Below are 23,934 nucleotides of genomic sequence, written 5' to 3' on the forward strand. Positions count from 1 at the left end.
CAATACCGTGCGCTCGATTGTGGTTTTACTGCTGGGCTTTATGCTCAGCTTTTCACTGTATGCCGCCGCTCTCCCGGACGGCACACAGTTAAAGCAGGCACTGGAAGAGGCCAAAAATGCTAAAAACAGTGCCGCACAGACCGAACAGATACAGTCACTGCAGTCAGCACTGGAATTTGTCGATCAGCGCACAGCCTCCATCGAACAGGCCCGTCAGTACCAGTCGGTGATTGATAATTTTCCTAAATTATCAAAACAATTAAGACAGCAGATCGCTGCTGTCACCGATACTCCAAAAACCGTCAATACCTCACTGAACAGCAGTGAGCTGGAGCAGGAAATCCTGCAGGCCAGCAGCCAGCAGTTAGAGGAAGGCCGCCAGGCCCAGCAGGAACAGGACAGAGCACGGGAAATCAGTGACTCTCTGGCACTTTTACCACAGCAACAGACCGAAGCACGACGGGCTCTGGCCGACAGCGACCGCCGTCTGCAGGGATTACAAACCCCTCCCACGGCTTTGGGGCAGGCTAAAATCTGGGCCAGAGAGACCGGCAATGCGGCTAATAAAGCCAGAGTTACCGAGCTGGAACTGGCTCAGTTATCAGCCAGTAACCGTCTGGAACTGGCACGTCTGCGGGCTGAACTGCATCAGAAAACCATGACGCAGCTGGATGCCTATCTTCAGGCGCTGCGTAATCAACTGAATACGTTACGTCAACAGGAAGCTCAGCAGGCGCTGGAACGTACCGAACAGTTGGCAGAAAACAGTGGTGAACTGCCGCCGGGTATCAGTGATCAATTCAATATTAACCGTGATCTCTCCTCTGACCTGAATGCGCAGGCGCAGCGAATGGATCTGGTAGCCTCCCAACAACGCCTGGCTGCCAACCAGACCCTGCAGGTACGTCAGGCACTCACCACCTTGCGAGAACAGTCGCAATGGCTGGGGGAATCTAACTTACTGGGAGAAGCCCTGCGTGCCCAGGTCGCCAGGTTACCGGAAGTCCCTAAATCTCAGCAGATTGACAGCGAGATGGGAGAACTACGGGTGCAACGTTTGCACTACGAGGATTTACTTAACCGCCAGGCAAGTTTGCACTCACTTACCCAGGAAAACGGGGCAGCACTGACCAGCGACCAGACACGTATTTTGGATGAACAACTGAAAACACAGCGGGAATTACTGAACTCGCTGATTTCGGGATGCGATTCCCTGATCCTCGAAATTACCAAACTGAAAGTTGCCAATACGCAACTTCAGGATGCATTAAACGAAGTTAAAGATGCCACCCATCGTTATTTGTTCTGGACTGCCGATGTCGGTCCCGTCACGTTGCACTATCCGGTACAGGTCGTTCAGGACCTGTCGCGGCTGATTTCGCTGGATACCTTCAGCCAATTGGGTAAAGCGTTGATCATGATGTTTACTACCCGTGAATCCATCCTTCCGGTGATTGGAGCCTTATTTCTGGTGGCGGTCAGTATCAGCTCACGCCGCCATTACCGTGCCTTTCTGGAGCGGGCTGCGGCAAAAGTGGGCAAGGTGACGCTGGACAGCTTTAGCCTGACTGTCCGGACGGTTTTCTGGTCTATCCTGGTGGCACTGCCACTGCCGGTACTGTGGGCGGCGCTGGGGTACGGGTTACAGCATGCCTGGCCCTATCCTATCGCTGTCGCGATAGGCGACGGGGTGACTGCCACCCTGCCGGTATTGTGGGCCTTTATGATCAGCGCCGCATTTGCCCGGAACCACGGATTGTTTATTACCCATTTTCGCTGGCCACAGGCCAGTGTTGCCAGGGCGATGCGTTATTACTCGCTGACCGTCGGGGTGATCGTTCCGCTGATTATGGTACTGATTACGTTTGATAACCTTGAGGATCGACAATTCTCGGCTTCACTTGGTCGTCTGAGTTTTATCTGTATCTGTATTGCTCTCACTGTGGTGACCAACGCCCTGAAACGTGCCGGACTGCCACTCTACTTTGACCGGCAGGGCAACAGTGACAATATGACCAATACCCTGCTCTGGGATGTGATGATGGCCATCCCACTGGTCGCCGCCCTTGCCTCCTGTGTCGGTTACCTGGCGACTTCCCAGGCACTGCTTGCCCGGCTGGAAAGTTCACTGGCTATCTGGTTTGTGTTGTTGGTTGTCTATCATATTATCCGTCGCTGGATGTTGATTCAGCGACGCAGAATCGAATTTGACCGTGCCCGGCAGAAGCGTGCCGACAAACTGGCCAGCCGTGCCCGTAGTGGTGAGGAAGAAAAAGAGCATTATGTGGCCGGCACCGAAAGTTACGAGATTGAAGAACCGGTAGTCGATCTGGATACCATCAGCGCACAGTCACTGCGTCTGGTACGTTCGCTGCTGACCCTGATAGCCCTGGTTTCGCTGATCCTGTTGTGGTCTGAATTACATTCAGCCTTTGCATTCCTGGAGAACATTCCACTGTGGGAGGTCTCTTCCTCGCAGGGCGGCGAAAATATTCAGTCGGTTACCCTGGGAGCTGTTCTGATTGCTATTCTGGTGCTGGTTATCACCCTGCAACTGGTGAGAAATATGCCGGCTCTGCTGGAACTGGCAATACTGCAGCACCTTAGCCTGACTCCTGGTACCGGTTACGCCATCACCACACTGACCAAATATGTACTGATGGTCCTCGGGGTGATGACCGCCTTTTCGATGCTGGGTATCGACTGGGCTAAACTACAATGGCTGGTCGCGGCCCTGGGTGTCGGGCTGGGCTTCGGGTTGCAGGAAATTTTTGCTAACTTTATTTCCGGCCTGATCATTCTGTTCGAAAAACCGATCCGTATCGGTGATACGGTCACCATCCGTGAACTGACCGGTACCATTTCCCGGATAAATACCCGCGCCACTACGATTACCGACTGGGACCGCAAAGAAATTATTGTGCCGAACAAGGCGTTTATTACTGAGCAGTTTGTTAACTGGTCACTGTCCGATGCCGTGACTCGTGTGGTTCTGACCATTCCGGCACCTGCTCACGTGAACAGTGAGCTGGTCACGGAAATACTTAAGCAGGCCTCTGAACGTTGCAGCTATGTACTGGATACCCCTGCTCCGGAAGCCTTCCTGGTCGATCTGCAACAAGGAATACAGCTGTTCGAATTGCGTATTTATGCCGCGGAGATGGGACACCGGATGCCATTGCGCCATGAACTTCATCAGCTGATTTTGCACGGCTTCGGGCAGAATGATATCGAAATGCCTTTCCCGCCGTTCCAGGTCAGGATGGAAAAAGTAGGTAGCGCATCCCCGGCTACTCAGGGAACGCCAGCCACCAAAACCTATAAATCCGGTGGATTATAACGGTTAAGTGTAAAACAGAGATCAGCAACAGAGGGTCCTGCCGGAGGGCAGAACCCGAAGGATCAACAGCGATCGACCGGGAAGGCAATCACTTCGCTCAGTGATTCTGCTTTCAGTGCCAGCATAATTAACCGGTCAACCCCCAGCGCGACGCCTGAACAATCGGGTAATCCGTGTTCCAGTGCATCCAACAGAAACTGGTCAATCGGCTGTTGTGGCAGGCCTTTCTCTGCACGTCGCCGGTTATCCTGCATAAAGCGCTGACGTTGCTCACGGGCATCGGTCAGTTCACGGAAACCATTTGCCAGTTCAATACCTTTGTAATAGACCTCAAAACGTTCGGCAACACGATGATCTTCGGTACTGATCTCGGCCAGTGACGCCTGAGAAGCTGGGAAATGGTAGACAAATGCCGGCTTATCCTGACCAATCTTCGGCTCCACCCCAAGCATAAATAACAGTTGTAGCAGGGTGTCACGGTCCTCCTCTGCAGCAGCCAGATCACCCACCCCCAGCGTTTCAGCAACTGTCACCAGCGCCTCTTTTTCAGCCGATAGCGGATCGACGTTCAGACACCGAATAAAGGCCTGCTGATAAGAGAGTGTCTCTGCGCTGTCGCACTCAAGGATCTGTTGTAACAGATCGTCTACCTCATTCATCAGCCGGTACATATCGTAATGCGGACGGTACCACTCCAGCATAGTGAACTCAGGGTTGTGGTGACGGCCCGCTTCCTCGTTACGGAAACTGCGGTTCATCTGATAAATCGGACCACTGCCGGCAGCCAGCAGACGCTTCATATGATATTCAGGGCTGGTCATCAGCCATAAATCCAGTCCCTGCGAAGCCCCCGGGCCAACAAAACGGGTTTGGAAAGGGACCAGATGAATATCGGTAACCGTGGCCTGGCTCATCGCCGGAGTATCAACTTCAAGGACACCGCGATCTGCGAAAAAGCGTCGGATATCCGCTAAAATAGCCGCACGTTTAAGTAGATTAGCAACAGGGGCACTGGGTTGCCAGGTTGCGGTTTCGTTCATGTCTGGTACTCCGGATCTCACAAAAGTGAGGAAGTCTACATGCAACTTAACCGACAAACAATGGCGGTCTGACAGGCACTAGTGTTCTGTCGCAGGCCGCCGCCGGACCGTTACAGGTAGTGATTCAGTGGTAGTGACCCTTAAGTCACTCAGAAGAAAAGAAAACCAGTGGAAGAATGACTCAGAAGAGGGGCCGGCAGCGCCGTCCCCGTAACACAGAAAGAATATTACGCTTTACTGGGCTGTGCGTTGAATAGCTTTCCCCCCGGCTTCAACATCTTCACCAACACCACGGGTGGTATTACAAGCCGTCAAAACAGAAGAAAGCAGAATGACCGAAACCAGAGCTAACACGCCTTTAGCAATCATATAAATTCCCTCATGACAGAAATGACAACAAAATGACCAGCAACTAAAGCATAGCTGCTATTTGGAAATTTGTGCGCCAACTGAATGAGGTAGTTCACAAAATTTAGTTTTTAGTTCGCAGCCCTGGCGATGGCATTACCCAGATGAGAAACGTCCTCACCAAAACCATGGAAAGTATTACATCCGCTCAGTGCCGATGCCAGTAAACAGAGCAGCAGCAGCTTCCAGAATCGCTGTTTCATTTTCTTCCATCCGTGATTCAGGCGCATCCCGGGGATGCGCCTGACAAGGCTTATTTAACGCGGGAAACGTATTCGCCGGAACGGGTGTCAACTTTAATAACTTCACCAATCTGTACGAAAAGTGGAACTTTAACCACGGCACCGGTAGACAGAGTCGCAGGTTTACCCCCTGTACCCGCAGTATCACCTTTCAGGCCAGGATCGGTTTCGGTAATTTCTGCTTCGATGAAATTAGGCGGGGTAATGGTAATTGGGTTACCGTTCCACAGAGTAACGATACATTCCGCCTGATCCTGCAACCATTTGCCATTTTCACCGACGGCTTTTTCATCCGCGGCCAGCTGTTCAAAAGTACTGTTGTTCATGAAGTGCCAGAACTCACCATCGTTGTACAGGTAAGTCAGGGTAACATCGACAACATCAGCACCTTCTGCGGTGTCGGTCGATTTAAATGTCTTTTCAATCAGTTTACCGGTCAGTAGACGACGCATTTTTACACGCGCAAATGCCTGGCCTTTACCTGGTTTAACAAACTCACTCGCTTCGATGGCATAAGGTTCGCCATCTAACATAATTTTAAGACCGTTACGAAAATCGTTGCTAGAATATGTTGCCATGAAGGCCCTCGACAAATGGATACTGGACTAAGCCAAAAAAATGGCAAACATTGTAACCCTAAATACCCCTTCCAGAGAAGATTGGTTGCATCAACTTGCGGAAGTTGTTACCGAACCCAATGAATTACTGAAACTTTTAGATCTGGAACATCTGCCGGCATTACATGCCGGAGCGGACGCACGCCGGTTATTTGCCTTACGGGTACCACGCGCCTTCATCCGGAGAATGGAAAAAGGTAATCCTGACGATCCGCTATTACGTCAGGTGATCACCGATCAGGAAGAGTTTGTCGTCACTCCGGGTTACAGTACCGACCCGCTGGAAGAGCAGCAAAGTGCGGTGCCGGGTCTGCTGCATAAATACCGTAATCGTGCACTTTTGTTGGTGAAAGGCGGCTGCGCAGTAAACTGTCGTTACTGTTTCCGCCGCCACTTCCCGTATCAGGACAATCAGGGCAATAAACGAAACTGGCGTACCGCTCTGGACTACATCAGCCAGCATCCGGAACTGGATGAGATCATTTTTTCCGGCGGAGACCCGCTGATGGCTAAGGATCACGAACTGGACTGGCTCATCACTGAACTGGAAGCTATCCCTCATCTTCGCCGCTTAAGGATCCACAGCCGGTTACCGGTAGTCATTCCGGCCAGGATCACTGATGCACTGTGCCGCCGGTTAGCGGAATCCCGGTTACAGGTCATTATGGTGACCCATATCAACCATGCTAATGAAATAGACAGCTCACTGGCAGAAGCCATGGGACGTCTGAAACGAAGTGGTATCACCTTACTGAACCAGAGTGTATTGTTGCGTGGGGTAAATGATAACGCCGCAACGCTGGCTGAACTCAGTAATGCGCTGTTTGATACCGGAATCATGCCTTACTACCTGCATGTGCTGGATAAGGTACAGGGTGCAGCCCATTTTTATGTTTCTGATGTTAAGGCCCGGCAGATTATGCGCCAACTGCTGAGCATGGTTTCTGGCTATATGGTACCTAAACTGGCAAGAGAGATTGGTGGAGAGCCCAGTAAAACCCCGCTGGATTTACAACTCAGACAACAATGAAAGGCCAAAATTACTGATCCAACGCAGCTAAAACTCTGCAACAAACCACTATTATCTGGTGATTACTGTCAGACCGACGCAGCGGCCCGACAGCGTTATGAGTGATTATTGTTGGCACCCCAGGATAAACCCTATCAAAGGATAATTTATGCAAAAGACATTGACCGCATTAAGTATGACCCTGATTGCTTTGCTGGCCATTAATGCAGCCAGTGCCGCTGAAACCTGTGCCGAAAAACGTGACGCGATTGAAAAACAAATGAGTTATGCGCGCCAACATAACAACAGTTCCCAGCTGGCAGGGTTGCAGAAAGCACTGGATGAGGTGAAGACTCATTGTACACCGGAGTCAGTGCGGGATGATGCGCGTCAGGAAATCACCCGGGCAGAAAAGAAACTCGCCGATAAAAAACAGGATTTGCGTGAAGCAGAAGACGATCTGAACCAGGCTGTTGCCCGAGGAAACAGCAGTAAGATAAAGAAATATCGGGAAAAAGTGGCAGAGAAAAAACAGGATGTTGAAAAACTGAACCGTCAGCTAAATCAGGCTAATCAGGACTTTACACGCCTGAATTAAACAGCACAGGCAGGAAAGCCTTTCCTGCCTGTCGCCACCTGACCCACGGTGGATACAACAGCCACCGTCGGGCTAACTGAATTTTAAGGGCACTTGTAGATCTGACCAGACATTTTGGTCGCCACTGGCACGAAACTGGAAATAATAGACAGCCCCGGAGTGCTGGCGCCATAGATCACATTACCGCCCATTTCGGCCGCTTTGTTACGTAAATCATTGGCTGCTCCGCGCATCGAGTTCCCGCCTTCAGCGCCCTGGTTAGACAGCCAGTTACTCTGTTCTCCGGTGGCGGTTCCCAGGTATTTACACTGTGCTGCGGGTTGCTGATCCACAAAACGTACACTCTCGCCACTGGAAGTCAGTTGATTACCGGTAGAACTACATCCCGTTAGCATTGCAGCGGCAAAAAACAGCCCTGCAGAGATTTTTAAACGCATATTCTTCCTCATTATTTTCATTATGCCAGAACTGACAACCGTGGCAGCTTTCAACCAGAGAGTGGGAAATATAATCCGCAAATCAGATTAACACCATAGCGCCGGTAAAATTAAAAAACCAGCCACGAAATACTTTGCCGCGAAATTGTTACATGATGCCTGTTCTGAATGTATTAACACACCCGTCTTAAGAAAAAAAAACGACCCGGTTCCTGAGGATACCGGGTCCGGGGAGAAATGATGCGACAGAAGGCAACCTGGACCGGTTGCCATTCTGTTTGTGCACTTAACAGAGTAAGTGCAACGTAAATTACATCATGCCGCCCATACCGCCCATGCCGCCCATACCACCAGCAGCACCTAAGTCAGCTTTGTCATCTTTAGGCAGATCAGTCACCATACATTCGGTGGTGATCATCAGACCAGCAACAGAAGCTGCGTACTGCAGAGCAGAACGGGTCACTTTAGTTGGGTCCAGGATACCGAAGTCAATCATGTTGCCGTATTCTTCAGTAGCAGCGTTGTAACCGAAGTTACCTTCACCGTTTTTCACTTTGTCAGCAACCACAGAAGGTTCTTCACCGGCGTTAGCAACGATTTGACGCAGTGGAGCTTCCATCGCGCGCAGAGCAACACGGATACCCACGTTCTGGTCTTCATTTTGACCGGTCAGGCCAGCTATCTGTGCAGCCACACGAACCAGCGCCACACCACCACCAGCAACCACACCTTCTTCTACCGCAGCACGGGTCGCATGCAGGGCATCTTCAACGCGGGCTTTTTTCTCTTTCATTTCAACTTCAGTTGCGGCACCCACTTTCAGCACAGCAACACCGCCGGCCAGTTTAGCTACACGTTCCTGCAGTTTTTCTTTGTCGTAATCAGAGGTCGCTTCTTCGATCTGCTGACGGATCTGAGTGACGCGGCCTTTGATGGCAGATTCTTCACCAATACCATCGATGATGGTGCTGGTATCTTTGTTGATCACAACGCGTTTAGCCTGACCCAGATCTTCCAGGGTAGCTTTTTCCAGTTCCATACCGATCTCTTCAGAGATAACAGTACCACCGGTCAGGATAGCGATATCCTGCAGCATTGCTTTACGACGGTCACCAAAGCCAGGAGCTTTAACCGCAGAGACTTTAACGATACCACGCATGGTGTTGACTACCAGAGTCGCCAGCGCTTCACCTTCAACATCTTCAGCGATAATCAGCAGAGGTTTACCTGCTTTAGCTACCGCTTCCAGAACTGGCAGCAGTTCACGGATGTTAGAGATTTTCTTGTCAGCCAGCAGGATGAAAGGCTGCTCCAGTTCAACAGAACCCGTTTCTGGTTTGTTGATGAAGTAAGGGGACAGGTAACCACGATCGAACTGCATACCTTCAACCACGTCCAGCTCGTCCTGCAGGCCGGTACCTTCTTCAACGGTGATAACACCTTCTTTACCGACTTTTTCCATCGCCTGAGCAATCAGAGTACCGACTGATTCGTCAGAGTTTGCAGAAATAGTACCAACCTGAGCCACTGCTTTAGAGTCTGAGCAAGGCACAGACAGAGCTTTCAGTTTTTCAACCGCAGCAACGACTGCTTTGTCGATACCACGCTTCAGGTCCATTGGGTTCATACCCGCAGCCACAGCTTTCAGGCCTTCGTTCACGATAGACTGGGCCAGAACGGTTGCAGTAGTGGTACCGTCACCGGCAGCGTCGTTAGCTTTAGAAGCCACTTCTTTAACCATCTGGGCTCCCATGTTTTCGAACTTGTCTTCCAGTTCGATTTCACGGGCAACAGAAACACCATCTTTAGTGATGGTCGGTGCACCAAAAGATTTATCCAGAACAACGTTACGGCCTTTCGGGCCCAGGGTAACTTTTACTGCATCTGCCAGTACGTTCACACCGCGCAGCATTTTTACCCGCGCGTCACTACCAAATTTTACGTCTTTAGCTGCCATTTGAAATATTCCTTAAATTGAGTTCGTTGGTGGAATAGGTTGCCAGATTACTCTGTCACAACGGCCAGGATGTCGTTCTCTGAGATGATCAGGACTTCCTGATTATCAATTTTCTCAGCTTTTGCACCGTAACCTTCGTTGAAAATCACAACGTCACCCACTTTCACATCCAGTGGTTTAACTTCGCCGCTTTCAAGGATGCGGCCATTGCCTACGGCCAGCACTTCACCACGGGTCGATTTGCCCGCAGCAGAACCGGTCAGAACGATGCCGCCAGCAGATTTAGCTTCTACTTCTTTACGCTTGACGATAACGCGATCGTGCAATGGACGAATTGTCATTTGATAGCTCTCCTTTGAAATGCCCAGTCACTGGTTTATTGAGGTTGAATACCGGCACGATACCGCCCGGCTTCGTGCTTTCAGAGATAAGGTCAGGACAAAGGCCTTTCAAGGGTAAAAAAATAATTTTTTTTAATTCGACAACAACCACTCTGGTAAAGGCAATTTCGGGGGGATTGTGCTGAAACGGAATGTGTCTCAAAAAGGAAATTATTCAATAGTGCAGTCAGGACAGAAGTCTGCGTCATCAGCAGACTGTGTTACCTGTGGGAGCAGATGACCGGCAGCATCAGTCAAAGATGGTGAGCTGCCGGACAGAGTTAAGGCTTGCGGGAGGAACTATCATCCTGATGTTCAATCACGTCCTGCGACTTACGTTCATACTCCCCTTCAACGGTGAAACCACTGTCATTAGCAGCCCCCGGGCCGCCCCGCCACACCTTCAGATACGGCATAACTTTCAGTGTCAGATGTTTCTGCACCGGAGGCAGTAGCAGTAAAAGTCCGAGAAAATCGGTAAAAAACCCCGGTAATACCAGTAAAAAGCCAGCGATAATTAAAGACACACTTCGGGTCATCTCAGCGGCCGGATTTTCGTGACGGGCCAGCTTTTCCTGTAATAACATAAAATTTTTCATGCCCTGATTTTTGACCAGGGAAATGCCAACAGCAGAGGTAAAAATCACCAGTATCAGCGTCAGCAGAACGCCAATCACATGAGCGACCTGAATAAATATCGAAATTTCGATCCAGGCGAGCAGAAAAAAGAGAATAAACGGTAACCAGCGCACGGCGGTCTCCTGTAAGTGAAGGCCCCGCCATGTGGCAGGGCAGCGAAATCAGTCACATCGTAATGATGATAAAATTATAGATGGGTATAACAAAAAGTGATTTCAACCGCGCGACGGTAATTCGTTATAACTAGCCCTGCGGCTGTTCGTATTATCACTATTTCATAAATCGGGCCACGTTGAGCTGTTATGTTAAATAGAAGTGATTGAAAAGTGATCTGCATTGCTTATTTAATCTATAAACAGAAGATGATCGTGCTGATAAACTGATATGCAGATAAAATCTCGGCATCAGACACTCACAACAAAATGATCACATAACCTGTGACACATCGCTTCAGTAAGAAAGCACACACAAGAAGGTTAACATGGCTAACAATATTCGTATCGAAGAAGACCTGCTCGGCATGCGAGAAGTTCCGGCGGATGCTTATTACGGAATTCATACGTTACGTGCAATTGAAAACTTTTACATCAGCAGTAATAAAATCAGTGACATCCCTGAATTTGTCCGTGGCATGGTAATGGTGAAGAAAGCGGCAGCCATGGCCAACCGGGATCTGCAAACCATCCCCCGTAATATTGCTGATACGATAATCAGAGCCTGTGATGAAGTACTGAACAATGGTACCTGTATGGATCAGTTCCCGGTCGATGTCTATCAGGGCGGTGCGGGAACCTCGGTAAATATGAATACCAATGAGGTGCTGGCGAATATCGGTCTGGAGCTGATGGGCCATAATAAAGGTGAATATCAGTATCTTAACCCCAATGACCACGTCAATATGTGTCAGTCAACCAATGACGCCTACCCGACCGGATTTCGTATTGCGGTGTATAACTCGCTACTGAAACTGGTGGATGCCATCAATTCGCTGGCGGATGGTTTCCAGCGCAAATCAGAAGAATTTAAAACCATCCTGAAAATGGGCCGTACCCAGCTTCAGGATGCGGTCCCGATGACACTCGGCCAGGAGTTTAATGCTTTCAGCATACTGCTGCGGGAAGAGACCCGCAGTATTCTGCGCACCGGCGAGTTATTGCTGGAAGTGAACCTCGGGGCCACGGCTATTGGTACCCGCCTGAATACACCTGACGGTTATCAGCCACTGGCCGTCAGGCATCTGGCTGACGTCAGCCGTCTTCCGGTCGTGGCTGCCGAAGACCTGATTGAAGCGACCTCTGATTGTGGTGCCTATGTGATGGTCCACTCGTCATTAAAACGCCTGGCGGTGAAGTTGTCGAAGATCTGTAATGATCTGCGGTTGCTTTCTTCCGGTCCCCGTGCCGGGTTAAACGAAATTAACCTGCCACAGTTACAGGCAGGTTCATCCATCATGCCGGCTAAAGTGAACCCGGTAGTGCCGGAAGTCGTCAACCAGGTCTGTTTTAAAGTGATTGGCAACGACACCACCGTGACCATGGCTGCAGAAGCCGGACAGCTACAGCTGAACGTGATGGAACCGGTGATTGGTCAGGCTTTGTTTGAGTCCATCAGCATACTGAGTAATGCCTGCTTTAACCTGCTGGAAAAATGTGTCGCCGGCATTACCGCTAACCAGAAAATCTGTGAGTCATACGTATTCAGCTCTATCGGTATTGTGACCTATCTGAACCCGTATATCGGCCACCACAATGGTGATATTGTCGGGAAAATCTGTGCTGAAACAGGTAAAAGCGTCCGTGAAGTCGTACTTGAACGAGGGCTTCTGACAAATGAGCAACTGGATGATATTTTCTCGGTCGATAACCTGATGCACCCGGTGTACAAAGCTAAACGTTATACCGAAGATAACGAATAACGGCTTCCTGGTCCGGCCTCAGCTGCCGGACCAGAGCTTCCCTGCCCACCCTCCCCCTGAATTTTTCTGTTACGGTCTGCATTCTGTTGTTGCCGAAAAAAAATGCTATCATGCCAGCCTGACTCAGGAGTGCGCAATGAATCCATCCTCTGCCATTATTGTGTTATGCACCACCCCCGATAAAGTGACGGCAACGGCTCTGGCGCGACTGGCCATTCGCCGTAAACTTGCGGCATGCGTTAATCTCCTGCCTGGTATGACCTCTATATATCACTGGCAGGAACAGCTGGAATGTTCCGAAGAAGTACAACTGATTTTTAAAAGTGATACGGAGCATCAACAGGACTTATTGTCACTGCTGAAACAGGAACATCCTTACGATGTCCCTGAATTACTGGTGATCCCTGTACAACACGGAGATAGTGAATACTTGTCATGGTTGCACGCCTCACTCGCCTGATTATACTGGCACTGACTCTCTTCAGCCTGCACGCGCAGGCGGGCTTATTCGACAGCGGATCATCGCCACATTTTGTGACGGTGAATCAGGCCTTCGGTTTTGATTTTAGCCAGAATAACCACAATGTTGTGCTGCGCTGGAAGGTGAAACCCGGTTATTACCTGTATCGTCAGCAATTCAGTATCACCGGCACCAATGCGGTGATTGCCGGGATTGCTCTGCCTTCAGGCCAACCCCATGAAGATGAATTCTTCGGCAAAAGTCAGATTTTTCCTCAGGATGTTCAAATTCCCGTAACTCTGAAGAGCACCCTTCCCGGAGCGACCCTGAAGATCAGTTATCAGGGATGTGCGGCAGCCGGATTCTGTTATCCTCCGGAAACCCGTGAGGTTCCATTATCGCAGGTCAGCACAACCCGCAGCGAGGCCCCGGCAACGGCGGCTGCCACACCTGCACCCGTACCGGAACCTCAGAGCGGCCCCGCTGTGTCACGGTTACCTTTTTCACCGTTGTGGGCGCTGCTGATCGGCATCGGTATTGCCTTCACCCCGTGCGTACTGCCGATGTACCCGCTAATTTCGGCCATCATCCTCGGTGGACGCCGTGATGTCAGAGCATCGCGAATTCTGTTGCTGGCTTTCGTCTATGTGCAGGGCATGGCCCTGACCTATACCTTGATGGGTATCGTCGTCGCGGCTGCCGGGCTGCGTTTTCAGGCAGCACTGCAAAGTCCTGTCATATTACTGAGCCTGTCTGCGGTATTTATCCTGCTGGCTTTGTCGATGTTTGGACTGTTCTCACTGCAACTGCCCTCATCTCTGCAAACCCGGCTGACACTCTGGAGCAACCGCCAGCAGGGCGGTTCACTTAGCGGTGTATTCCTGATGGGGGCTTTAGCGGGATTAATTTGTTCGCCCTGCACCACTGCGCCGCTGAGTGCCATCCTGCTGTATATCGCCCAAAGCGGTAACATGCTGGCCGGTGGCGGTACTCTGTACCTTTACGCCCTGGGGATGGGGCTGCCGTTGATTATTGTGACGCTGTTTGGCAATAAACTGCTGCCAAAAAGTGGCCCGTGGATGCAGTCGGTGAAAGAGGGTTTTGGCTTTGTTATCCTGGCATTACCAGTATTTCTGATCGACCGCGTCGCCGGTGATCTCTGGGGAATGAGGCTCTGGAGCCTGTTAGGGGTGGCATTCTTTGGCTGGGCGTTTGCACTCAGCCTGAAAAGTCCAAAAGGCTGGATGCGGGTATTACAGATTGTCTGGTTGCTGGCCGCCCTGGTGGCCGCCCGTCCTTTGCAGGACTGGGCCTTCGCAACCCCGGGTGTAACGGCATCACAGGAGCAGGCCCTGCCATTCCAAAACATCGGCACGGTGGCTGATCTGCAACAGCAACTCAGTCAGGCTCAGGGAAAAATCACCATGGTTGATTTATATGCTGACTGGTGTGTAGCCTGTAAAGAGTTCGAAAAATATACCTTTACCGACCCACAGGTACGACAGGAGTTTTCTCAGTTCCGGCTGGTACAGGCCAACGTCACGGCCAACAGTGCACAGGATAACGCCCTGCTGACACACCTGAATGTGCTGGGGCTACCGACGTTACTGTTTTTTGATGCCAACGGACATGAAATCCCTGATTCACGGGTCACCGGCTATATGAACGCCAGCCAGTTTTTGGCCCATCTGCGGAAACTGCGCGCTGAATAACATAACCAACTGCACCGGCTAACGACCGGTGTGGAACTCACGGAGGTTAATGTGTCTCAGGAAAAAGTACATGAGCAGATACTACTCATTCTGGAACAGCAAGGCCTGGCCGTTACCGGCAATCTGAAACAGCAATTGCAGCACCGGGGGATTACCGCGGATGAAGCACTTTCTGAAGAAATATTGCTGCGGGATGCACTGGATTTTCATGGTCGCCAGATAGGCGAATGGCGAAAGCAGATTGAACACAATACTGAACTTAGCCAGATTCAAAAATTACTGATGCGTTACACTCTGCTGGAAGAGCATGTGCAGCGCGGTCGTTTTCCCGGCTGCCTGTTTATCGCCGCCTGTAGCGTGTTTCCCGCGCCTCACCACCCGATTCATCAGGTGGCCGAGCAACAAAAACAGGCTTCCTGGCAATATACTCACCAGAACCTGATAGCTCTCGAACTGGATAACCCAACCATGGTGGCCGATCAGCTGGAACTGGTGCTGGAAGGCTGCCTGAGCAAATTACTGGTAAAACGTAACCTGCAGGATATTGCTACCGCGCGACGGTTAGCAGAAGATATCCTGCAAATGGCGTTATGCCGACAGAACGGTGCCCTCAGTTAACCCCGTCACCGGGCCTGCTGGCCCGGAGTCAACCTTGTTAGTCAATCAACTGCCCTTTCTCATCATAAAATGGCCAGGGTCCCGGATAGCTTCCAACGGGCAGATAATGCGTCACCAGTGGCTGTAACGGCTGCCAGCGATGCACCAGAAAGCCTGCTGGCTCCAGCACAAAACAGGCGGCGCCGTCAGCGCTGAAATCCGGCGCGACCTGATGAGAGGTACCGGGGGCCGTGCATACCAGCGTGTTTCCAAGACTACTGACCATATAACGGTGAACATGGCCACACAGCAGGCGAACCACCTGCGGATGCCTGCTGGTAATCTTCTGTAAATCATCAGGATTTTCCAGGCGCTGCCGGTCCATATGGCCGATTCCACTGACAAACGGTGGGTGGTGCAGCATAACCATCGTGGGTCTGTCAGGCGCCTGCTGTAATATCTCATCCAGCCACTGCAATGTCCTGGACTCAAGCCTGCCGCCAGGTTTCCCGGGAATCGTTGAATCGAGGCCAATCAGTCGTACCGGAAAATTGTCGCTCACCCAGTTCAGTGCGGGTGCCGGAAGCGGACACCATGACTTGTCAGCAAAAGCACGATAAAAGGCCTGTCGGTCATCATGGTTCCCCGGAATGGCAAACCACGGCATCTGTAGTGTATCCAGCAACTGCCGCACCTGACGGAATTCATCATCGCGGCCAAAATCGGTTAAATCCCCGGTGATCACTACCGCATCCGCTGCTGGCCGCATCCGGTTAATCTGATCAATTACCTGCTGCAACGCATGATAAGTATCTACAACTTTATAGGTCAGCTGACCCGCAGCTTTAATATGTAAGTCACTGATTTGCACCAACGTGAATGGAGTATCTGTCATGCTGTTCACATCCTTTTCCCTGCCCTGAATAATGCCTCTCCCGCCAGATGCAAACCGACATGCTGCCCCGCATGCCATTGTTCACGCGGCGGGCAATCAACACTGACCTTATGCTGGCTGCCGGTATCCACGGTAACCCTCAACACCTGCCCGAGAAACACGCTCTCCACCACCTGACCCGTCAGTGTGGCTCCGCTGATACTGCCCAGACGAATGTCCTCCGGCCGGCAATAATGATCGCCGATTCGGTTTACGGCACCGATAAAGTCGGCCACGAACGCCGTTTCCGGATGGTGATAAATTTCTCGGGGAGTTCCAATTTGTTCAATACGCCCCTGATTCATCACCGCAATCCGGTCTCCCAGCGCCATGGCTTCTTGCTGGTCATGGGTGACATAAACGGCAGTGATAGACAGCCGGTTGAGTAACCGACCAATATCATCCCGTAACCGGTCACGGAGCTGTGCATCCAGGGCCGCCAGAGGTTCGTCGAACAACAAAACACCGGGTCTGGCAGCCATCGCCCGCGCCAAAGCAACCCGCTGTTTTTGTCCCCCGGAGAGCGCCTGTACCGGACGCTGAGCCAGTGCGCTCAGATCCACCATCTCCAGCATTTCTGCCACCCTTGAGCGGATGACCTCAGAGGGCAGCTTTTGGATCTTCAGGCCATAGGCAACGTTCTGCGCCACATTCAAATGAGGAAACAGTGCGTAATTCTGAAACACCATACCCACATGACGCTTTTCGATGGCGACATTCGTGACATTACGATCACCAAACCAGATTTGACCACCAGCATCGCACTGTTCCAGTCCACTGATAATCCGCAGAGTCGTGGTCTTGCCACATCCGGAAGGGCCCAACAGCACCAGGGTTTCTCCCGGGATAATCTCCAGGCTGAGCGGGTGCAAGGCAATATGTTGATTAAAGGTCCGGGAACAATCGGTTAACCGGATACCCACAGGCTGAGACATCGTCTCTCTCCTCTATTTATTGTCCCGAAAAAATCGTTTTTGCAGTCGGGGTAAAGCATACATAGCCGTCAGTAGCGGCATGATCATGATCAGGAATAAGGTGGTGTACGAAGAACCGTTTTCCAGCCGCATTGAGGCATAGCTGTCGGCCAACCCGACCGGCAGAGTTTTGGTGAGCGGCGTGTGCAGCATCCAGGTAATATTGAATTCGCCAATCGACAAGGTAATGACCATAAATGCCCCGGCAATAATCCCCGACCAGCAGTTAGGGATCACCACCGTCATCAACCGGTACAGGCTGCCGGCACCCAGGCTGGATGCCGCCTCTTCCATCACCGAAATTCCTGATGACTTCATCACTGCCAGCACCGGACGTACCATAAACGGCAGGGTAAACAACACGTGACCGCTCAGAATAAACAGCCAGCTAGCGCGAAAATCATGAAACCGGCCATACAGCAGCAGCATACCCAAAGCCGTCGCCAGCCCGGGAATGGCAACCGGCAGGAGCAGACACTCTTCAATGACTGTCTGCTGGCGCCGTGGTAGTTTCAGTAATCCCCAGGCCGCCGGTATCCCCAGCACCAGGTTACATACCAGGCAAGCCAGCGCAATTTTCAGCGTCAGCCAGAAGGTACCGGAATACATCGACCATACATCCGTCAGCCAGTGAAGCGTGAATCCACCGCTGATACCGCGAAATGCATTCTGCATAAATCCGGTCATCACCGACATCACCACCGGGACTATCAGAAACAGGCATACCAACAGGGTCAGCAATGCCTGGCCGCCAGATAATAGTTTCTTCATGCTGAACCTCCCGCAGGGATTTCCGCCAGACGCCTGGCCAGCAGTAATACGCCCCAGGTAATCGCACCGAGAATCACCGACAATGCGGCGGCGGTGGCAAAATTGGCATAATTGGTGAATTCACCATAAATCGTCAGCGGCAGCACGTTTAGCTGGGTTCCCAGGGTAAAGGCGGTTCCAAAAGCACCGACACTGGTCGCAAAACAAAGCGCGGTACTGGCAATCAGTGCCGGAGCTAGCCCCGGTAAAATAACATCACGGGTGATCTGTAATGGCCCTGCCCCCATGGCCCTGGCCGCTTCTTCCAGCGAGACATCCAGTTTTTCACAGGCGGCATACAGGGTCATAATGACCCGTGGAATCGAAAAATAGAGATAACCGAGGAATAATCCACCCAGGCTATAAGCAAAGGTGAGCCGCTCCCCCGTCAGCAGAACACTCAGTTGCGCCAGTAATCCCTGACGTCCTCCCAGCATCACCATCAGAAATCCGACCACCACTCCGGGAAATGCTAACGGGAAAGTCAGCAGAGCCAACAGAACCCCTTTACCGGGTACTGCATGGCGGGCCAGATAACAAGCCACCACCGCACTGATAGCGACGGCCACCACTGAAACTACTGCCGATAACAGCAATGTGCTGCCCAGACTGCTCAGATAACGTGACCGCGTGAGGACCGTCAGATAAGCATTTAGATGGGTGCTGTTATCCGGTTCTGTTCCCATCACGACCAGATAAACAAAGGGTATTGCCCAGAAGGCGACGAATACCGTCAGTGCCGGTGCCAGCGCATAGATCCGCACGCCCGGCCGTAACCTTCTGGCTGACAGCCCCCGTCGTGCAGGGGACTGTCCGGCGAACAACTGCCGCATTTAGTGAACCTCACTCAGATATTCTGCAGAAAATGCCTTTTGTACATCCGCCATTTGCTGGTAATTCACGGTATGTGCCCTGGCATAATCGCTGTCTGGCAGGAAACCTTTTTTACTCATTCCGGCGGTTTCTATCACCGGACGTAACCAGGCATTTGCCCACAACTGCTGCCCTTTTGGCGACAGAACATAGTCAATAATCTTCTTGCCTTCAGCCAGGTGCGGGGCATTTTTAACCAGACTTATCACATAAGGTACCTGGATGGTCCCTTCCTGAGGGATCACAAACTGTACATTGGCTTTATCGGTATAACGTGCCCGGTAGGCATTAAAGTCATAGTCCAACAGAATCGGAATCTCACCGGAAAGTACCCGTGCATAAGCTGTCTGTTTCGGCACGATCGGGCTGTTTTTACTTAACTCCTGAAAGTAGTGAATTGCCGGGCTGAAATTATTTAATGAACCGCCCATTGCCTGATTCACGGCTACTGCGGCGGCATAACCCACAAAAGCACTGGCCGGATCCAGATAACCGATCATTCCTTTATATTCCGGCTTCAGCAGATCTTTCCAGGAATGGGGAACCGGCAGTCCTCCCAGCGCATCTACATTCACCATAAAGCCAATAGTCCCTGAATGAAGTGCAATCCACTTCCCATCGGGATCCTTCATATCTTTGGGGATCTGATCCCAGTTGGCCGGCTTGTAACCTTCCACCACTCCTGATTTTGCCGCCTGGATACCAAAGGTAATGCCCAGATAAGCAACATCGGCCACCGGATTATTTTTTTCTGCCACCAGTTGTGCCAGGGCCTGGCCGGAGTTTTTATCGTCCTGCGGCACCTGAATCCCCAGGTCCTGACGGATATGTTTGAGCTGGGTTCCCCAGTCAGCCCATTCCGGCGGACAGTTGTAACAGATGGCGGTCGATACAGCGGCCTGGGCCTGGGCGGTGATAACCAGCGAAGTCGCCAGCAAAGCACTGCGGACAAAAACAGATTTATTCATAATTTCCTCTGGTGTGGGCAATATTCCGGGGGGCAGCCACGCTTTCCCCCTGACGAATTTCAAAATCCAGCTGACGTGATACCGTCTGCTGGCCCTGAATCAGTTGTAAGAGAGTACTGACAGCACAGGCACCCAGTGCTTCACGCGGCTGTACCACCGAACACAATGACGGTGTCACCATCTGCCCGAGGGCGATGCCATCGAAACCGACCACCGACAGATCACGGGGTACATGGATTCCACGCCGTTGCAGTTGGCCGATCAGACTGATCGCCAGCAGATCGTTTGAACACAACACCGCAGTCAGCGGTTGTGGGCTATCCAGTAACTCCTGCAGATAACCCGCATCACTGCGGGTATGTTCCGGCATTTCGATCAATGGAACGGGAACCAGTCCGGCCTCAGTCATTGCCAGGCAGTATCCCTGATAACGCCTCGCTGCCCGGTCAGACTGCTGCAACGGCCCGGCGACCATGGCAATCCGCGTATGCCCTTGCTGTTGCAAATAACGGGTGGCTTCGGCCATGGCACGGCAGTTATCGATACTCAGGCAGACCACTTCTCCGGCAGCAGACTCGTTGTGCACCAGTACCACCGGCAACGGCGGCCAGCCACTGCCGGATTCGCTCAACTGCTCTCCGCTGCTGGCTACCGTCATTACCAGTCCGTCGACCTGACGTGACAGCATCTGCTCAAGGGTTTGCTGCTCACGCTGTGGGTCATAGCCGGTGGTGGCGACCAGTAATGAATAGCCTGCCTGACGAGCCACTTGTTCCATGGCACTGAGTTGTTCGTTAAATACCGGGTTATCGAGAGTCGGCACCATCACACCAATCAGATGAGTCGTGCTGGTACGCAGCTGCCGGGCGACCAGGTTGATACGGAACCCCGACTGCTGCGCAGCGGCATAGATTTTTTCACGGGTCGCCGGCTGTACCATTTCGGGGCTGGAAAATGCCCGGGCCGCTGTGGCCCGTGACACACCGGCCAGTCTGGCGACGGTATTCAGATTACTCATCACTTCTCCACCACTAATGAGATCGATCTCATGGCGGCAAGCCTAAGCGGAGAAAATGACAGTAATGTGTCATTCCGGTGAATTTGCAGACACGCGGTACGGAAGATGTCTCATCGTTGAACTGTGGCTGGTATCACAAAATAAAAACCCTGATAGGCGAGGCAGCGGTGTTTACCGCAGGAAAAAACAACAAAACGAGGGTTTTCGTATAGAAAGCAATCAGTCAGTGGTATTTTTACATTTCACCCGGTAAAAAGTGTTGACGAGCCAGGGCCATTACGGTTTAATGCGCCCCGTTGCCCGAATAGCTCAGTCGGTAGAGCAGGGGATTGAAAATCCCCGTGTCCTTGGTTCGATTCCGAGTTCGGGCACCACTTATTTAGAAGAACCCGCCTCTGGCGGGTTTTTTGCTTTGGAAAAGCCGAACTCTCCACCGAACAAGGTTCGATATACTCGCCTCATCCCTGAGGCTCGCCCCTGCGGGGTTGCGCTGGCGCGCAATACAACTGTGTTCCCGACACATTTGTCCGGGTTCGGGCACCACTATTGGATAACGGGAAATTGTTTATTTGCAAGACATGGAAAACTCAAAAAGTGTCTGGCACTAAAACAGATATACTTAAAGCATCATACCTCAATTTTTTCAAACCGCACTATACCCCTGCTTCGGGTCATTCTTATACTGTGGAAACGCCAGCTTCAGTACTCCCTGGTCCACCAGCGGTTTTAAGTACTGCTGACGCAGTGCATTAGGGTTACGACTGAGGATCTGCCCCAATGCAGCAACGGAAATATAATGCCCATGACACACATTCAGGATCACACTCTTCATCATCTCCTTGTCCCCAAGACGCAGCCTTTTACGCGGAACCGCTGCTAAAATAAACAACGAATCCCGGAAAGAATTGGTGAGATTTTGAACATCATCAATATAAGGTCTATCGATAAAACGGTTGAGTAAACGTCCATACTCATCTCTGGATGCAGGCTGATCGTCCTCAGCGTTATATGTGGAGTGATCCTCGTTATGTGTGGACCTATGCTCGTAATATGCGGAGTTCGCCTCGTTATGTGTGGACTTCTGCTCGATACATGCGGTGTTCCCCTCGTTATGTGTGGAGCTCACAACCGCACCTAACGAGAAAACCTCATCCGGTGTCATGACCGATACGCCGGGCAAAGTGAAATGTTTGCTTTTTTGCTCACCGCCTGCTACCAAGAATCCTTTACTCTCCAGTCGTGGAAGCGTCAACGTTACTTCGCGGGGATGCCGGGTTGTTAACTGGCAAGCACGTTCATGATTGACCCAGCCTTCAATAACTGCTGTTGCAATAATCACCTGTTCAAAATCATCAAGCTGATCAAAGGCCTCGCCAAACCGCTGATGCAAATCATCCAGAACATGTTGCGGGATCAGGCTGGCTGTAGAAAGCTCTAATAGCGTCTGAGTAGGAAACGTTTTTTCCCAAAGTTTGGGGGTTCGCCAGTTAGCCGATTTCCAACCGCTGAAGATCTTCGGTATCCCTGAACCTGCTTTCTCACCCAAACCAATCAGCAAAAACATCTGGTGCAACAATCTGTTGCGGCAATCACTGACGCCCCCCGCGATCACATCCTCCAGTGGCAGGCGCATCAAGCCAGGATTGCGAAAGCCAAACATATCGGGACGTTTGACAATCAGAATAGAAACCCGGTCGGTAAAATCAGCATGGACCAGCGTGTTGACCAGCGCTTCACGCAGCGCGATATGTACTGGTGTATCCGTTTTTCGCTGACCTTCTTCAAGGGTAAATGGGACTTTCAGATCGGCGACCAGCTTTTGGTATACCTTGCGATAAAAATCAAACAAGTTCCCTGACCATGTCCCATCCGGACATACCCGATCCACCCAACGAAGTTCCGTTTTAGCCTCGGGGCGTTCCTGATAGTCCACCATGTAGTTGGGCGCTGCGGCAATAATCGCATCCCATTTACCAAACATGAGAACGCCAGCCAGCGTTATGCCCTCTTTTCCAGTCTCCCTATCTTTACGCCATCCACCAACCATTTTGAATAGCTCAAACGGCTCACAGGCCAGATAAGGATGCTGTGGATTATTTGCCGATAGCAGATTGCGATAGACTTTCAGGCTGTCCAGATCTATATCGTCCTGAAAGTTATAGTGTCCGGAAAGCACTTCATTATCCCGGCTGTCGTGGATCTGCTCAGCAAGCATCCGCTTTACGGTCATATCATCACAAACGCGATCGCCTTCATGCAGACGTTGATAGGTGTTACCAAATGGGGACTTTTTTAGGTGAACCGGCTTTTGTTTACGCATCGCTTGCGGAATATGGATCGCCAGCACATCCACTCCCTGTAAAGAGACCTGTTGCACATCGTTCTCTGATCTCAGCACATTCGAACTAACCCGTTCGCGATCGTTTAACTGATTAAACAGATCGGTCTTAATTTTTTCGGGATCAGCAATACCGACTGGTGTAAATTTTCCAGCTTGTTCTTTTACACCGAGAACTATCCAACCACCCCTACCATTCGCCATGGCGGAATAGGTAGGCCAGAAGTCTTTCGGTAACTCGCCTTTGCCGTCTTTTCCCCCTGCCAGTTTAAACTCTACCTGCTCCGACTCGACAAGGGTTTGCAGATCTATAATATCTTTTATTTGCAAAGGCATAGGGGTTCCTCTGGCGAAAAATGTCCTGCTATATGATATCGCATCTAACGAATATCCGGTAGGTTGCTAAGGGTACTGACGGCTCTTTCAACCTTACTTTTAATCCTTTCCGCCATCAGTTCAGCGCCTTTTCCACTTCCCCGCAGGCAAAATTCCTGCTCAAAATAACCACGCTGCAGGCAAGTGAAGTAGCGATAAAAATCAGCCTCTTTATTAAGCACCCCATCGGGTATTGCTCCCTGTACTTTTACCGGCTCAGGAACAGAGCTAAGACTGGCATATTACTCAAAAAACTCACAGTTTATGAGCAAGGCATCAAGCGTCAGGCAACA

Annotated in this window: 23 protein-coding genes and 1 tRNA gene; 8 read left to right on the forward strand and 16 right to left on the reverse strand. The window is 51.3% G+C overall.

Translation table 11 applies throughout. From position 1 onward, the window contains the following. Positions 1 to 7 precede the first annotated feature (7 nt). A complete protein-coding gene (mscM, locus tag HA49_RS15665) occupies positions 8 to 3,340 on the forward strand; it encodes a miniconductance mechanosensitive channel MscM (protein ID WP_038023564.1) in 3,333 nt (1,110 codons plus the stop codon). A gap of 62 nt (positions 3,341 to 3,402) precedes the next feature. On the opposite strand, the gene epmA is transcribed toward mscM, so the two are convergent. The 4 genes from epmA to efp form a co-directional block, all read right to left on the reverse strand. Further along, the gene (epmA, locus tag HA49_RS15670) at positions 3,403 to 4,380 is read right to left on the reverse strand and encodes an elongation factor P--(R)-beta-lysine ligase (RefSeq protein WP_038023567.1); all 978 of its coding nucleotides are present in this window, start codon (positions 4,378 to 4,380) and stop codon (positions 3,403 to 3,405) included. Between the two features lie 234 nt (positions 4,381 to 4,614). Continuing rightward, positions 4,615 to 4,749: an entericidin A/B family lipoprotein gene (locus HA49_RS15675; RefSeq protein ID WP_038023569.1), complete on the reverse strand. Its 135-nt coding sequence runs from the start codon at positions 4,747 to 4,749 to the stop codon at positions 4,615 to 4,617. 110 nt (positions 4,750 to 4,859) lie between these two features. After that, on the reverse strand, positions 4,860 to 4,991 hold the full coding sequence (locus tag HA49_RS21010) for an entericidin A/B family lipoprotein (RefSeq protein WP_072055972.1): 132 nt from the start codon (positions 4,989 to 4,991) through the stop codon (positions 4,860 to 4,862). A 50-nt stretch (positions 4,992 to 5,041) separates the two neighbouring features. Further along, positions 5,042 to 5,608, reverse strand: a complete 567-nt coding sequence (gene efp / locus HA49_RS15680) for an elongation factor P (RefSeq protein WP_038023571.1) — start codon at positions 5,606 to 5,608, stop codon at positions 5,042 to 5,044. Positions 5,609 to 5,648: 40 nt separating this feature from the next. Between efp and epmB the strand changes: the two genes are divergently transcribed. Beyond that, a complete protein-coding gene (gene epmB / locus HA49_RS15685) occupies positions 5,649 to 6,677 on the forward strand; it encodes an EF-P beta-lysylation protein EpmB (RefSeq protein ID WP_038023573.1) in 1,029 nt (342 codons plus the stop codon). Between the two features lie 148 nt (positions 6,678 to 6,825). Further along, positions 6,826 to 7,254: a DUF1090 domain-containing protein gene (locus HA49_RS15690; RefSeq protein WP_038023575.1), complete on the forward strand. Its 429-nt coding sequence runs from the start codon at positions 6,826 to 6,828 to the stop codon at positions 7,252 to 7,254. An 83-nt stretch (positions 7,255 to 7,337) separates the two neighbouring features. Here the strand turns inward: HA49_RS15690 and HA49_RS15695 are convergent, their stop codons facing one another. The 4 genes from HA49_RS15695 to HA49_RS15710 form a co-directional block, all read right to left on the reverse strand. Beyond that, positions 7,338 to 7,691 carry a DUF4156 domain-containing protein gene (locus HA49_RS15695; RefSeq protein ID WP_038023579.1) on the reverse strand — a complete coding sequence of 118 codons (354 nt, stop codon included), beginning with the start codon at positions 7,689 to 7,691 and terminating at the stop codon, positions 7,338 to 7,340. A 310-nt stretch (positions 7,692 to 8,001) separates the two neighbouring features. Next, positions 8,002 to 9,648: a chaperonin GroEL gene (groL, locus tag HA49_RS15700; RefSeq protein WP_038023581.1), complete on the reverse strand. Its 1,647-nt coding sequence runs from the start codon at positions 9,646 to 9,648 to the stop codon at positions 8,002 to 8,004. A gap of 47 nt (positions 9,649 to 9,695) precedes the next feature. Next, positions 9,696 to 9,989, reverse strand: coding sequence for a co-chaperone GroES (locus tag HA49_RS15705; RefSeq protein WP_029686522.1), 294 nt, complete (start codon positions 9,987 to 9,989; stop codon positions 9,696 to 9,698). Positions 9,990 to 10,309: 320 nt separating this feature from the next. After that, a complete protein-coding gene (locus HA49_RS15710) occupies positions 10,310 to 10,780 on the reverse strand; it encodes an FxsA family protein (RefSeq protein ID WP_038023585.1) in 471 nt (156 codons plus the stop codon). 368 nt (positions 10,781 to 11,148) lie between these two features. Between HA49_RS15710 and aspA the strand changes: the two genes are divergently transcribed. From aspA to dicD, 4 genes are all read left to right on the forward strand, one after another. Beyond that, positions 11,149 to 12,582 carry an aspartate ammonia-lyase gene (aspA, locus tag HA49_RS15715; protein WP_038023588.1) on the forward strand — a complete coding sequence of 478 codons (1,434 nt, stop codon included), beginning with the start codon at positions 11,149 to 11,151 and terminating at the stop codon, positions 12,580 to 12,582. 136 nt (positions 12,583 to 12,718) lie between these two features. Next, the gene (gene cutA, locus HA49_RS15720; RefSeq protein ID WP_038023590.1) at positions 12,719 to 13,042 is read left to right on the forward strand and encodes a divalent cation tolerance protein CutA; all 324 of its coding nucleotides are present in this window, start codon (positions 12,719 to 12,721) and stop codon (positions 13,040 to 13,042) included. Beyond that, complete coding sequence (locus HA49_RS15725; RefSeq protein WP_038023593.1) at positions 13,018 to 14,754, forward strand: protein-disulfide reductase DsbD; 1,737 nt, start codon at positions 13,018 to 13,020, stop codon at positions 14,752 to 14,754. Before cutA ends, HA49_RS15725 begins: the two co-directional genes overlap by 25 nt. A 51-nt stretch (positions 14,755 to 14,805) precedes the next feature. Further along, positions 14,806 to 15,372 carry a division control transcriptional repressor DicD gene (dicD, locus tag HA49_RS15730; protein WP_038023595.1) on the forward strand — a complete coding sequence of 189 codons (567 nt, stop codon included), beginning with the start codon at positions 14,806 to 14,808 and terminating at the stop codon, positions 15,370 to 15,372. Positions 15,373 to 15,409: 37 nt separating this feature from the next. Here dicD and HA49_RS15735 read toward each other — a convergent pair whose 3' ends face one another. From HA49_RS15735 to HA49_RS15760, 6 genes are read right to left on the reverse strand one after another with little or no spacing between them, the layout of a single operon-like run. Beyond that, positions 15,410 to 16,246, reverse strand: coding sequence for a phosphodiesterase (locus tag HA49_RS15735; RefSeq protein WP_038023892.1), 837 nt, complete (start codon positions 16,244 to 16,246; stop codon positions 15,410 to 15,412). A gap of 5 nt (positions 16,247 to 16,251) precedes the next feature. Continuing rightward, on the reverse strand, positions 16,252 to 17,220 hold the full coding sequence (locus tag HA49_RS15740) for an ABC transporter ATP-binding protein (protein WP_038023598.1): 969 nt from the start codon (positions 17,218 to 17,220) through the stop codon (positions 16,252 to 16,254). A gap of 12 nt (positions 17,221 to 17,232) precedes the next feature. Then, a complete protein-coding gene (locus HA49_RS15745) occupies positions 17,233 to 18,030 on the reverse strand; it encodes an ABC transporter permease (protein WP_038023601.1) in 798 nt (265 codons plus the stop codon). Then, positions 18,027 to 18,902, reverse strand: coding sequence for an ABC transporter permease (locus HA49_RS15750; protein ID WP_052752530.1), 876 nt, complete (start codon positions 18,900 to 18,902; stop codon positions 18,027 to 18,029). The genes HA49_RS15745 and HA49_RS15750 overlap by 4 nt, the downstream gene beginning before the upstream one ends. Next, a complete protein-coding gene (locus HA49_RS15755; RefSeq protein WP_038023602.1) occupies positions 18,903 to 19,910 on the reverse strand; it encodes an ABC transporter substrate-binding protein in 1,008 nt (335 codons plus the stop codon). Continuing rightward, positions 19,903 to 20,928, reverse strand: coding sequence for a LacI family DNA-binding transcriptional regulator (locus HA49_RS15760; RefSeq protein ID WP_038023604.1), 1,026 nt, complete (start codon positions 20,926 to 20,928; stop codon positions 19,903 to 19,905). Before HA49_RS15760 ends, HA49_RS15755 begins: the two co-directional genes overlap by 8 nt. A gap of 298 nt (positions 20,929 to 21,226) precedes the next feature. Between HA49_RS15760 and HA49_RS15765 the strand changes: the two genes are divergently transcribed. Beyond that, a tRNA-Phe gene (locus tag HA49_RS15765) sits at positions 21,227 to 21,302 on the forward strand. A gap of 269 nt (positions 21,303 to 21,571) precedes the next feature. Here the strand turns inward: HA49_RS15765 and HA49_RS15770 are convergent. Both HA49_RS15770 and HA49_RS21865 read right to left on the reverse strand, forming a co-directional pair. Continuing rightward, complete coding sequence (locus HA49_RS15770; RefSeq protein WP_038023606.1) at positions 21,572 to 23,602, reverse strand: RNA-binding domain-containing protein; 2,031 nt, start codon at positions 23,600 to 23,602, stop codon at positions 21,572 to 21,574. Between the two features lie 44 nt (positions 23,603 to 23,646). Next, complete coding sequence (locus HA49_RS21865) at positions 23,647 to 23,823, reverse strand: hypothetical protein (RefSeq protein ID WP_245610221.1); 177 nt, start codon at positions 23,821 to 23,823, stop codon at positions 23,647 to 23,649. Positions 23,824 to 23,934 lie beyond the last annotated feature (111 nt).

The sequence above is a fragment of the Tatumella morbirosei genome (assembly GCF_000757425.2).
In the GTDB taxonomy this organism is placed as follows: Bacteria; Pseudomonadota; Gammaproteobacteria; order Enterobacterales; family Enterobacteriaceae; genus Tatumella; species Tatumella morbirosei.